Source organism: Shewanella holmiensis, assembly GCF_025370255.1.
GTDB lineage: Bacteria > Pseudomonadota > Gammaproteobacteria > Enterobacterales > Shewanellaceae > Shewanella > Shewanella holmiensis.
The window spans coordinates 109,447-122,178 of the sequence record NZ_JAMTCD010000005.1 but is presented as its reverse complement, the minus strand read 5'-3'; the positions used below and the strand labels follow the sequence as shown (position 1 = coordinate 122,178).

General features: G+C 42.6%; 11 protein-coding genes. 8 read left to right on the top strand and 3 right to left on the bottom strand.

All coding sequences use genetic code 11. The features are described from left to right. Nucleotides 1-57 precede the first annotated feature (57 nt). The 4 genes from rpmB (at nucleotide 58) to NE535_RS05770 (ending at nucleotide 2,849) form a co-directional block, all read left to right on the top strand. Nucleotides 58-294 carry a 50S ribosomal protein L28 gene (gene rpmB / locus NE535_RS05785; RefSeq protein ID WP_160054466.1) on the top strand — a complete coding sequence of 79 codons (237 nt, stop codon included), beginning with the start codon at nucleotides 58-60 and terminating at the stop codon, nucleotides 292-294. A 6-nt stretch (nucleotides 295-300) separates the two neighbouring features. Next, nucleotides 301-474, top strand: a complete 174-nt coding sequence (gene rpmG, locus NE535_RS05780; protein WP_160054468.1) for a 50S ribosomal protein L33 — start codon at nucleotides 301-303, stop codon at nucleotides 472-474. 262 nt (nucleotides 475-736) lie between these two features. Then, entirely contained in the window at nucleotides 737-2,056 is a 1,320-nt protein-coding gene (argA, locus tag NE535_RS05775; protein ID WP_261297721.1) for an amino-acid N-acetyltransferase, read from the top strand. A gap of 256 nt (nucleotides 2,057-2,312) precedes the next feature. Next, nucleotides 2,313-2,849, top strand: a complete 537-nt coding sequence (locus tag NE535_RS05770; RefSeq protein WP_261297720.1) for a PH domain-containing protein — start codon at nucleotides 2,313-2,315, stop codon at nucleotides 2,847-2,849. 20 nt (nucleotides 2,850-2,869) lie between these two features. On the opposite strand, the gene rarD is transcribed toward NE535_RS05770, so the two are convergent. Beyond that, complete coding sequence (gene rarD, locus NE535_RS05765; RefSeq protein ID WP_261297719.1) at nucleotides 2,870-3,772, bottom strand: EamA family transporter RarD; 903 nt, start codon at nucleotides 3,770-3,772, stop codon at nucleotides 2,870-2,872. Nucleotides 3,773-3,888: 116 nt separating this feature from the next. After that, nucleotides 3,889-4,353 carry a thioesterase family protein gene (locus tag NE535_RS05760; RefSeq protein ID WP_261297718.1) on the bottom strand — a complete coding sequence of 155 codons (465 nt, stop codon included), beginning with the start codon at nucleotides 4,351-4,353 and terminating at the stop codon, nucleotides 3,889-3,891. Between the two features lie 170 nt (nucleotides 4,354-4,523). Here NE535_RS05760 and recQ point away from each other — a divergent pair, with 170 nt between their 5' ends. Next, nucleotides 4,524-6,347, top strand: coding sequence for a DNA helicase RecQ (gene recQ, locus NE535_RS05755; RefSeq protein WP_261297717.1), 1,824 nt, complete (start codon nucleotides 4,524-4,526; stop codon nucleotides 6,345-6,347). Between the two features lie 25 nt (nucleotides 6,348-6,372). On the opposite strand, the gene NE535_RS05750 is transcribed toward recQ, so the two are convergent. Continuing rightward, nucleotides 6,373-8,190 (bottom strand): hypothetical protein, encoded by a 1,818-nt coding sequence (locus NE535_RS05750; protein WP_261297716.1) that lies wholly within the window; start codon nucleotides 8,188-8,190, stop codon nucleotides 6,373-6,375. Between the two features lie 465 nt (nucleotides 8,191-8,655). On the opposite strand from NE535_RS05750, the gene leuA reads away from it, so the two are divergent. The 3 genes from leuA to leuC are packed head-to-tail and all read left to right on the top strand — an operon-like array spanning nucleotide 8,656 to nucleotide 12,727. Next, on the top strand, nucleotides 8,656-10,224 hold the full coding sequence (gene leuA, locus NE535_RS05745) for a 2-isopropylmalate synthase (RefSeq protein ID WP_261297715.1): 1,569 nt from the start codon (nucleotides 8,656-8,658) through the stop codon (nucleotides 10,222-10,224). Next, nucleotides 10,221-11,315 carry a 3-isopropylmalate dehydrogenase gene (gene leuB / locus NE535_RS05740; RefSeq protein ID WP_261297714.1) on the top strand — a complete coding sequence of 365 codons (1,095 nt, stop codon included), beginning with the start codon at nucleotides 10,221-10,223 and terminating at the stop codon, nucleotides 11,313-11,315. Before leuA ends, leuB begins: the two co-directional genes overlap by 4 nt. Beyond that, nucleotides 11,315-12,727 carry a 3-isopropylmalate dehydratase large subunit gene (gene leuC / locus NE535_RS05735; RefSeq protein WP_261297713.1) on the top strand — a complete coding sequence of 471 codons (1,413 nt, stop codon included), beginning with the start codon at nucleotides 11,315-11,317 and terminating at the stop codon, nucleotides 12,725-12,727. The genes leuB and leuC overlap by 1 nt, the downstream gene beginning before the upstream one ends. Nucleotides 12,728-12,732: the final 5 nt, after the last annotated feature.

The window sequence follows — 12,732 nt, the reverse complement described above, 5'->3', positions numbered from 1 at the left end:
GCCATACGAGGCACATTAATGCTCGAGCGTTAAAAATTTGTTTTGGAGAAGATTGACATGTCAAGAGTATGCCAAGTAACTGGCAAAAAGCCTATGGTTGGTAACAACCGTTCGCATGCTAAAAACGCGACTCGTCGTCGTTTTTTACCTAACCTACAAAACCACCGTTTTTGGTTAGAAGAAGAAAAGCGTTTCGTACAATTACGTGTATCTACTAAAGGTATCCGTATTATCGACAAGAAAGGTATTGAAGTTGTTGTTGCTGAACTTCGTGCCCGTGGCGAGAAGGTATAATAGAAAATGGCTAAATCTAAAGGTAATCGTGAGAAGATCAAATTAGTATCAACTGCTAAAACTGGTCACTTCTACACTACTGAAAAGAACAAGCGTAACATGCCTGAGAAAATGGAAATCAAGAAATTTGATCCAGTTATTCGTCAGCACGTTATCTACAAAGAAGCTAAAATCAAGTAATTGATTTTGACTCTTAAAAAAGCCCCTTTATTGGGGCTTTTTTTATGCTTGAAAAAAGTAAGCTATACTTGGATATCATTCATGGTAACTTTTTGGCTGTCATGAAGTTTTTACAGTCTTTATGCGTTTTTTATTTCACCGATAGTGAGAATAAATGCTTTAATAGTGAATTAAAATGCAATAGCATATGTGGGATGTGGTGGTTAACTCGACTTAATCATCGAAATTGAATGATTAAATGTTAAGAGAGGTGATTTTGTCCGTGAGAACTACAGAGCTGGTTGATGGATTTCGTCATTCTGCACCTTATGTTAATGCCCATCGTGGTAAAACATTTGTTGTAATGTTAGGCGGCGAGGCACTTGCGAATAATCATTTTCGCGGCATTTTAAATGATGTGGCTTTGTTGCATTCTCTTGGGATTAAAATCGTTCTTGTCTATGGTGCCAGGCCGCAGATTGATGCGGGCTTGAAAGCTGCTGGGATTGAGCCTGCATACCATAATGGTATTCGTATTACCGATGAAGACACATTAAAAGTCATTAAGCAGGTAGCTGGTGCAACCCAATTTGATATTACCGCGCGTTTATCTATGAGCCTTGGTAATACCCCCATGCAAAATGCACAAATTAACCTTGTCTGCGGTAACTTTGTTATCGCACAGCCTTTAGGGGTTGATGATGGTGTCGATTTTTGCTTAAGCGGTAAAGTCCGCCGTATTGATAGTCAGGGTTTACGGCGTCAGCTAGACAATAATTGTATTGTGTTAATGGGGCCGATAGGGGCATCTGTTACTGGTGAAAGCTTTAACCTTACCGCTGAAGAAGTGGCGACTCAGGTAGCGGTTAAATTAAAAGCTGATAAAATCATTGGTTTTAGTAAAACCAATGGCCTGTCGGATGAAAACGGTAATGCGATTGCTGAGCTGATGCCAAATCAAGCGCTAGAGCATTTAGCTATCATGGAGCAGAATGGCTCAGCTTGTACTGGCACAACAGCGTTCGTAAAAGCCAGTATTGATGCTTGTCGTAATGGGGTGCCGCGTTGTCATTTAGTCAGTTATTTGGATGATGGTGCACTACTACAAGAATTATTCTCTCGAGAAGGTATTGGTACTCAGATTGTTACCGAAAGCGCTGAGCGATTACGCCGTGCGACTATCAGTGATATCGGTGGAGTATTAAACCTTATTCGCCCATTAGAAGAACAAGGTATTCTGGTAAGACGTTCTCGTGAGCAATTAGAGATGGAAATTGAACAGTTTATGCTGATCGAACGTGACAACCTAGTGATTGGTTGCGCTGCGTTATACCCATTTGAAGAGGATAACGCCGGTGAATTTGCCTGTTTAGTGGTTCATCCTGATTACCGTGATGCTGACCGCGGTAGCGTGTTATTAAATAACATCATTGGCCAGGCAAGAGTACGCGGCTACTCACGCTTGTTTGCCCTCACTACGCGCAGTATTCACTGGTTTTTAGAGCACGGCTTTAATATTGTCGAAGTGGAAGCATTACCGAATAAGAAAAAGCAGTTATATAACTATCAGCGCCGTTCAAAAATTCTCGCGCTTGATTTGTAGTGTTTTGATTGTAAGAAAATGTCGGCCAGTCCGGCATTTTTTATGCCTGTAATTCACCTTTTGCAGCGTGTGATTAAAGAAAGAGTCACTATTTCATCTCAGTCTAGATAATACGATGATCTTCATGTGAAACTCATGCTTGAGGTCAATCGCGTACTGTCATTTTAAAACCTAGTGCTTGGCTTATATTATGTGGTTTGATAGCCTTTATTAGCCTAGTTAAGGTTTACCCATTAGAATCAACGGAATGTTCAGCATGCATACTATTGCCTTAAGCGCCATCGATACCTCAGCACTTTATAGTTTAATCGGCCTACTTGTTGGTTTAGTGGTCATTGCGGGCATCATATTGATGAAGCCGATGCCAAACACTGCAAAATATGCCGCAATGGGGATATTGCTGGCGGTATTCAGTATATTTAGCGTGGCATTATATCAATCTTATACAAGCCAACTGATATGGGATGATAAAAGCGTTTCTTTAAACGTGCCACTTTATGCCCAAACCTTAGATGCTGAAGATATTGATTGGCAAGGAGCCTATATCGCAGACTTAACGACCCAAACAGATCTGAAGCCTAAATGGCGCACCAATGGATTAGGTTTACCGGGTTACAGTTTAGGGTGGTTTACATTACAGAATAAGCGTAGGGCGTTATTGTCAGTCGTTGGGGCTAAAGACGGCTCGCAGTGGGTAATGATCATACCCACGCACAAAAATTACTTGATGATGATCAGTGTGGAGCAACCAGAGCGCGCATTGGCTTTACTGCACTCAAAAAATCACTCATAAAACTCACTCATAAAACTCGGTTATCCGTTGCTCACTTGGCGACGTTTTTGGCGCTGAGTTAGCATATCGCCGACGAAGACGAGCAGTGCCAGCCAGATAAATCCGAAGGTAATGCCTTTTTCCATATCAAAGGGCTCATTAAACAGCTTTACCGCCAAAATAAACATAATACTTGGGCCTATGTATTGGAAGAAGCCCAAAATTGAAAAGGGAATTCGTACCGCTGCGCCAGCAAAACACAATAATGGAATGGTCGTGACAATACCGGCAGCGATAAGGGTTAAATTCAAATTGAGGCTATTTACTAACATGCTGGTTGCGGATGAGTCTAATGTCAGCAGTAAATATCCTAACGCGACAGGTAAGAGCAAGGCGGTTTCAATCAGTAATCCTGTTTTAGCATCCACATTGACCTTTTTACGTAATAAGCCATAAAAGCCAAAACTGGCTGCGAGGGCTAATGATACTAGTGGGATTGAGCCGAATGAGATCAGCTGCAACAAGACCCCTATAAAAGCCAAACTGACAGCTACCCATTGCATTTTTCGTAATCTTTCACCCAGAAATATCATCCCCAGAAGCACATTAAACAAGGGGTTGATAAAGTATCCTAAACTGGCGTCCAGCATATGATCGTTATTAATCGCCCAAATAAAGATCAGCCAATTAGCCGCGATTAATACCGATGTAACAATTAACACGCCTACCTGTTTGGGGTGTTTCAGTACTAGACGTAAGCGCCCAAATCCGCCAATAAATTGCATTAAAACAATCATAAAGATAAATGACCAAATAACGCGATGCATTAAAATTTCGAGCGGCGAAACTTGGGTGAGCAGTTTGAAATAAAGTGGTGCAATACCCCAAATAACATAGGCGCACACAGCAAGGAGAACGCCTTTACGGTATTCTAAATCAGGCATAAAGGATCACAGGAGTTGTCAGGCAAATGGACTGAGGATTGTAGGCCTCATCGATGAACGACTCAAGTAAACTTAGGTAACTTGTTTCATTATCCGTGTAAACAATTGTGCTGATATCATCCCACCATGTATGTGCCAGTGCCAAATGCGATATGAGTGCCTTCCTCATTGTGTAATTCCATACGGCAAACTGAGACGCGATTTCCTGAACGTATAACACTTCCTGTGCCAGTAAAGATTTTTCCTCTCCCTGGGCGAAGATAATCAATACGCATATCGATAGTGCCTAAGGTTGTTAATCGCTGCTGAAGCTCTTCAATATTCCAATCTTCTCGACTGGCGACCAATCCGGCAAAAACCGTTAAGCCGCCTACAACATCCAATATGGTTGCAGCGACACCGCCATGAAGAATATTTTGGTGTATATTACCAATCAGCTCTGGCTTCATATTGACGACAACTTCAACTCCATCAATGTCATAGCGTGTTATCGATAATCCTAATAGATTATGAAAAGGCACATGTTTATCAAAAACCTCTGCAACTTGCGCTAAAACTTGAGCTTGAATAGATGATGTCATGTTCTTCCTTGGTATATCTGACAAACGTAGAGTATTTAATCTAGCGCTAATTTACAGATGATTCAATCACTAATACTGAATACGGTTTATGCCAAGACATATGGCTTGCACTGCTTTAGAATAGCCTGCGATTTTGCCCCTTATTACCATGGATATATAGTTTTACGCTAATGACATCACAACCGCTTGAGTCCACCCAGAATGATTTATTAGCTGCGCAACTGCAGCAAGTTTTTGGCTATCGCGATTTTCGCGATGGGCAGCGCGAGGTGATTGAACAAGCCCTATCGGGTAATGACACCTTAGTGATTATGCCTACAGGTGGCGGTAAAAGCATGTGTTATCAGTTGCCTGCGCTCGTCTTGCCTGGAGTGACCATCGTAGTGTCGCCGCTGATTTCACTGATGAAAGATCAAGTGGACAGTTTAAGACAAAGTGGTGTGAGTGCAGCGTATTTAAATTCATCGTTACCGCGTGAGCAAAGTGCTGCGATTTTACGTCAGTTGCATCAAGGTGAAATAAAGCTGCTGTACGTATCACCCGAGCGGTTATTAAGACCCGATTTCATTGAGCGGATGCATGAGCTGACGATTTCATTATTTGCCGTCGATGAAGCCCATTGTATTAGTCAGTGGGGACATGATTTTCGACCCGAGTATGCTGCCTTAGGCGCACTTAAACAGCATTTTCCTCACATTCCATTAATGGCATTAACGGCAACGGCTGATCAAGCGACTCGGCTCAGTATTTGTGAGCGTCTTCATATTCAACCATATGTGCTGCTGGCTAGTTTCGATCGACCTAATATTCGTTATACCGTGGCTGAAAAATTAAATGCAGCCAATCAACTGCGTCAATATTTACAATCTCAAAATGGGGCCAGTGGGATTATCTATTGCAGTAGTCGGCGTCGTGTCGATGAGGTAGCTGAACGTCTTCGCCTACAAGGCTTTAACGCACAGGGTTATCATGCGGGAATGAGCCAGGAAGACCGAGTTGATATCCAGGATAAGTTTTTAAAAGATCAAGTTGATATTGTCGTCGCCACAGTTGCCTTTGGTATGGGGATAAACAAGTCGAATGTGCGTTTTGTCGTGCATTATGACATTCCTAAAAGTATCGAGTCATACTACCAAGAAACGGGCCGAGCGGGTCGAGATGGCCTAGATGCCGAAGCATACATGTTGTTTGACCCTGCCGATATTGGCCGGGTTCGCCATTTAATAGAACAATCTGAGCCAGGTCCACAGCAACAAGTAGAGTTTCATAAGCTGCATACCATGGCAGCTTTTGCGGAAGCACAAACCTGTCGACGCCAAGTGTTACTGCATTATTTTGACGAAAGCGCATCTGAACCCTGTGGTAACTGTGATATTTGCTTAGACCCACCTAAACGGTATAACGGCACCGAAGACGCGCAAAAAGTATTATCTTGCGTATTTCGCCTACAGCAGCGTTTTGGCATGCACCATGTGATTGATGTGCTTCGTGGCTCTAAGGCGGCTAATGTGATCGACAGAGGGCACGATAAACTGACCACATGGGGCATAGGTGCGGATAAATCAGCAGAGCACTGGTTAAGCGTGTTGAGGCAGTTGATTCATTTAGGCTTGGCGAGCCAAGATATTACCCGAGGTTCAAGTATTCGATTAAATCCTGCCGCAAGACCTATTTTAAAAGCTGAAATGGCCTTGATGTTGGCGGAGCCGCGTATTCAATTATTGGACGTTAAGCGTAAAACGAACACTCGTACGGTTCAGCAATATGATCGTAAATTGTTTGCGCGTTTAAAACTGTTGCGCCGTGAGCTGGCCGAACAACACGACATTCCCCCTTATCTGGTATTTAATGATGCCACCTTGGCGGAAATGTCAGCGATGCTGCCTACCAGTCCCGGTGAGATGTTGGCAGTGAATGGTGTCGGTCAAATTAAGTTAGATCGTTTTGGTGGTGAGTTCTTAGATGAAATAGGTGATTATTTAGCTAACGGATAAAAGCGAGGCATCATCATTACTGCGTTTATTTGACACCTTGTTGCTGCTTTTGAAGTTTACCTAATTTATTGAGTTCTGCTCGTTTTAATAAGCTTTCTAGAGTATCTAACTGCTGTAAACTCGCGCTGCCAAAATTCAGTTTGACAGACAAGTAAGGCTGAATAATTGGCGTGAGTTGGCTAATCACTTTCTGTGCCCCTTCTTCAGAAGCAAAAGGTAATAAAATCGCCATTCGATCATCTTCTATACGTAAAATCTTGTCCTGTTCACGTAGTGTGTGTTGTATTTTTTGCTGAACTATTGCGATATCCACAGCACGCATTTGTCTTGTATCCAATAGCAATAATGTTAGAGGATAATGACTTTGTTTCGCTTTACTTAAAATTGCATCAACCTGCTGTAATGGGTCATTAACGCTTTCCGACGGTGTATTGGATTTAGGCTTTCGATAAATAAAAGCGACAAATGATGCCAGTAAAATGAAAATACCTAAGCTAAGCAGTGCTACATTTTGCGCTTGAAACATTAATGAAGAGGCATTTATTTCATTAGAAAGGTTTTCAATCGGCTCTCTGCTGGCTTTTATTTGTGCTATTCGCGAGTTGGATAATTGCTCATTCGCTTTTTGGCCGGCGTTGAACTTCAGTTTCTGTTGCTTTAACGCCAGTTCGAATTGGCCTTGTTGCTCATAATAATCACTCAGTATTTGATGAAACTCGATGAGGTCAAAATATTGTGCGCTATTTTCGGCTTGTTTAATGATTTCGGTCATTAGACTTAAAGCTTCCGAATCTTTATGTTGAGCAAAATATATTTGCGACAATGTTCGTTTGGCGCGCATTGCTTTTAAATCATCAAACGTGTCGATAAAGTGCCGCAAGCTTTTATTTATCGCCATTTCAGCTGCATCTAAATTACCTAAATGTAATTCTATATAAGCCGTTTGAGCGTTAAAGCTAGCTTGGTTATGTTGATTCTCCGCTTCAGGGCTAATTTGCTTAGATTGGTTTAAGTATTGTTCTGCGGTGGCTAAATCGCCCAATGAGAGTGATATTCTGGCCAGATAAAATGCTGTTACAATAGCTATTGCGCCATTTGTTTGCGGATCGTTTAGGATTTCCTTAGCGTATTCCAGTGCGGTTTCTTCATCACCTGATGAATAAAGTAAGTTGCTCATAATCATTTTTAAATAAGGTGCAGGCACCATATACCAAAAAGGCAGTTGTTGTTTTGCAATTGGGTACAACTCTTTGGCAACTTTTATACTTTCTGATGCTTGGGTAAAGTTGCCATTTATATTTTCTTGCAAAGAGCGAGTGACTATACCTAATAGCAATGCTTGAGGTTGATTATATTGCTTGGCTAGCTTGATGGCTTCTTCGTTGATTAAGGTTGATAAAGCGTATTTGCCTAAAAAATCATAAGCACTGGCCTCACAGACTAAAAAGTATGGTTTAGCCTGATCCATACGCATAATCTTAGTATTATCAGCACCTTGTTTAGCTATTTCAACGGCATGTTCATTTTGACCAGAATCGATAAAATTAAAACAGCTGACTAATTGTAATTTTAAATACAAGGTATCTGAAAATGAATTGTGTTGATGACTGACTTCAAGCTGCTCAATCAAGGTTTTAGCGCGATTGGGATATTGAGGCGATAACCAAGCGATGTAATCAAGTTTTTGGTTAGTCGTTTTGGCTTCAAAATCTTGCTGTGACATCTCAGAGGTTGCAGATATCGCTGGTGCTATGTTTGTTGTCAGTAATATGGCGGTAAAAAATATCGTCATCAAGGGCGACATTAGGCGATAAATACGTGAAGGTACTGACAGCAAAAGCATGGTCACCTAAATAGGTTTGGGAGTAAACGGATCAATAGTGTTGAGTATACCTATTTTGATGCAAATTATGCAGAAAATAATCAATCTACTAGCGTTAGGGTGCCGATTATTGCTATCAAAAACATATTCATTCAATCATTATTCATTAGAATTGGTCATTCATATTATTCAACTTGATAAAAAGGGGGTTGACACTGAAGCGTTGGCGAGGTAATTATTAACCCAAGAGAAATTCAATCACAGAATAGATATTTAAAAATAATGAATAGAATTTATGCACTACTAGGCCTCCTTCTCCTCATTCGCAAATATTGCGCGGAGCCTTTTGTGTTACATGTGAATTAAGAATCTCACCCATCACAAACCCCGCGCATTATGTCGCGGGGTTTTTTGTTTATACACATTTGAAAATTTAGCTATTGCTGGTTTGAATAAAAAAGCAAAGGCAAAAGTGGAGTAAAATCGATGTCAGATAGAGTAATAATTTTTGATACTACGCTACGAGATGGTGAACAGGCATTAGCGGCCAGTTTGACAGTGAAAGAAAAACTTCAAATCGCCTTAGCATTAGAACGTCTTGGTGTTGATGTCATGGAAGTGGGTTTTCCTGTGTCTTCACCGGGTGATTTCAAATCCGTGCAAACTATCGCTCAAACGATAAAAAATAGCCGTGTATGTGCTTTGGCTCGAGCGTTAGAAAAAGACATTGATGCCGCAGCCCAAGCGTTATCGGTAGCAGACCAATTCCGTATTCATACCTTTATTTCTACTTCAACGATTCATGTTGAGAGTAAATTAAAACGCAGCTTTGATGATGTATTAGCGATGGCCGTGCATGCGGTTAAATATGCTCGTCGTTTTACTGATGATGTTGAATTTTCTTGTGAAGATGCTGGACGCACACCAATTGATAACTTATGCCGTATGGTAGAGGCTGCGATTACCGCTGGTGCTCGAACCATCAATATTCCTGATACCGTCGGGTATACCATTCCAAGTGAGTTTGGTGGGATTATTCAAACCTTGTTTAACCGTGTACCAAATATCGATCAAGCGGTGATCTCAGTTCACTGTCATGATGATTTAGGCTTATCTGTTGCTAACTCAATTACCGCCGTTGAAATGGGTGCCCGTCAAGTGGAATGTACCATCAATGGTATTGGCGAGCGTGCCGGTAACTGTTCACTTGAAGAAATCGCGATGATCTTATCAACCCGTAAAGGCTTGTTGGATTTAGATTGTGGTATTAACGCCAAAGAAATTCACCGCACTTCAAGTTTAGTCAGTCAGTTATGTAATATGCCCATTCAAGCTAATAAAGCGATTGTGGGTACCAATGCATTTTCTCATTCATCGGGTATTCACCAAGATGGTATGTTAAAAGCGAAGAATACCTATGAAATTATGACGCCAGAGAGTATTGGCTTGAACCGTAATAATTTAAATATGACCTCGCGTTCAGGTCGTCATGTGATCAAACATCGCATGGAAGAAATGGGTTATTTGGTCACTGATTACGACATGGATAGCTTATACGATCAATTCTTAAAATTAGCTGATAAAAAAGGCCAAGTGTTTGATTATGATTTAGAAGCATTAGTTTTCATGGAGTCACAAGCACAGGACGATGATAACTATGAATTGCAGCACATGATGGTGCATTCAGACTCTACGGAAGGGGTTGCGACCGCCACAGTGCGTATTGTGGTTGATGGCGAACAAAGAACTGAGGCTGCAACGGGTAATGGACCTGTTGACGCGGCATATAATGCCATTGCCCGCGCAACTGGACGTGATATTAACATTACCAGTTATAAATTAGGTGCTAAAGGCGAAGGTCAAAATGCATTAGGCCAAGTGGATATTACCGCTAAATATAATGGCCAGAATTTCCATGGTGTTGGTTTGGCAACCGATGTGGTTGAGTCATCAGCACAAGCCTTAATCCACGTAATGAACTTAACGTATCGTGCAGATAAAGTGGCTGATTTTAAACAACAGATTCATAAAAATAGGGAGTTAGGTGGCGTATGAGTTATCAAATAGCAGTATTGTCGGGTGATGGTATCGGTCCAGAAGTGATGGCTGAAGCACGTAAGGTGCTAGCTGAAGTGGAAACGCGCTTCAAACTGGATATCAACTACACCGAATATGACGTAGGCGGCATTGCAATTGATAATCATGGTTGCCCATTACCAGATGCCACCCTAAAGGGGTGTGAAGCCGCAGATGCGATTTTATTCGGCAGTGTGGGTGGTCCTAAATGGGAGCATTTACCGCCTAACGATCAACCCGAGCGTGGTGCGTTATTACCACTTCGTGGTCACTTTGAACTGTTTTGTAATTTACGACCAGCTAAATTACATGATGGTTTAGAGCATATGTCTCCGTTACGCAGTGATATTTCTGCCCGTGGTTTCGATGTTTTGTGTGTGCGCGAGTTAACCGGTGGCATTTACTTTGGTAAGCCAAAGGGTCGTCAGGGTGAAGGCGATGATGAAGAAGCCTTCGACACCATGCGTTATAGCCGTCGAGAGATAACCCGAATTGCCCGAATTGCTTTTGAAGCTGCGCGCGGTCGTAAAAACAAGGTCACTTCAGTCGATAAAGCTAACGTGTTGGCTTGTTCGGTTTTATGGCGTCAAGTGGTAGAAGAAGTGGCTAAAGACTTCCCTGATGTCACCTTAGAGCACATCTATATCGATAACGCGACCATGCAATTGCTACGTCGCCCAGATGAGTTTGATGTCATGCTTTGTTCAAACTTATTTGGTGATATTTTATCCGATGAAATTGCCATGCTAACAGGCTCAATGGGCTTGTTGTCTTCAGCAAGCATGAATAGCACCGGGTTTGGTCTATTTGAGCCTGCGGGTGGCAGTGCGCCTGATATTGCCGGAAAAGGCATTGCCAACCCTGTTGCACAAATTTTGTCAGCAGCCTTAATGCTACGTCATAGCTTAAAGCAAGAAGAGGCTGCAAGCGCGATAGAACGTGCGGTCACCCAGGCTTTATCAGCGGGCTATTTAACCGGCGAGCTATTAAGTGCAGACAAACGCAGCCAAGCAAAATCGACCAAACAAATGGGTGATTTTATCGCTAATGCCATTAAGGAAGGTGTCTAATGACGCAAACTAGCGCAAAAACATTATACGAAAAAGTATGGGACGCACACATTGTTGCGACTCCAGAGGCAGAAGCTCCCATTATTTATGTGGATCGTCACTTGGTGCATGAAGTGACTTCTCCTCAAGCATTTAGTGGCTTAAAAGTAGCTGGGCGTAAATTACGCGCGCCTGAAAAAACGTTTGCCACCATGGATCACAATACCTCTACTAAGAGTGCCAGCCTCGATGCCCTAAGCCCAATGGCGCGCACTCAGGTTGAAACCTTAGCGCAAAACTGTAAAGAATTTGGTGTGCGTTTATATGACATTCACCATCCAAACCAAGGTATTGTGCATGTTATGGGGCCTGAGTTAGGGATAACCTTACCGGGTACTGTAATCGTTTGCGGAGACTCGCATACTGCCACGCACGGTGCGTTCGGCGCCTTAGCATTTGGGATAGGCACCTCTGAAGTTGAACATGTACTGGCGACACAAACCTTACGTCAATTAAAAGCCAAAACCATGAAAGTGGAAGTACGTGGGCAGGTGACCGATGGCGTTACGGCTAAAGATATCGTGTTGGCGATTATTGGTAAGTTAGGCATGGACGGCGGCACAGGCTATGTCGTTGAGTTTTGTGGCGAAGCCATTGAAGCATTATCAATGGAAGGGCGCATGACACTCTGTAACATGGCTATCGAAATGGGCGCTAAAGCCGGCATGGTTGCACCAGATGAAACCACATTTAGCTATTTGAAAGGGCGTGAATTTGCACCTAAAGGCACGACATGGGATCAAGCTGTGGCTGCGTGGTCTGGATTAAAAACTGATGCAGATGCTAAGTTTGATGCTCAAGTGGTGCTTGAAGCAAAAGACATAGCGCCACAATTAACCTGGGGAACTAACCCTGGTCAAGTCGTCGCTATCGATGGTGTTGTGCCAAACCCAGATGATGAAACTAACAGTACAGAGCGTAACAGCATCATTAAAGCGCTGGAGTACATCGGCTTAACTGCGGGCACCAAAATGACCGATGTTACCATCAATAAGGTGTTTATTGGTTCATGCACCAATTCACGTATTGAAGATTTACGCTCAGCCGCAGCGCATGCTAAAAACCGCAAAGTGGCTGCAGGAGTTACCGCAATTGTGGTACCGGGTTCTGGTCAGGTTAAGTTGCAAGCTGAAGCTGAAGGCTTAGATAAAATCTTCCTTGAGGCTGGTTTTGAATGGCGTTTACCAGGTTGTTCAATGTGTTTAGCTATGAACGATGACCGTTTAGAAGCGGGTGATCGCTGCGCATCAACCAGTAACCGTAACTTTGAGGGTCGACAAGGCCGTGGTAGCCGTACGCATCTAGTGAGCCCTGCAATGGCAGCTGCGGCAGCGATAGCAGGCCACTTTGTTGATATTCGCAAACCATACTAAACCGA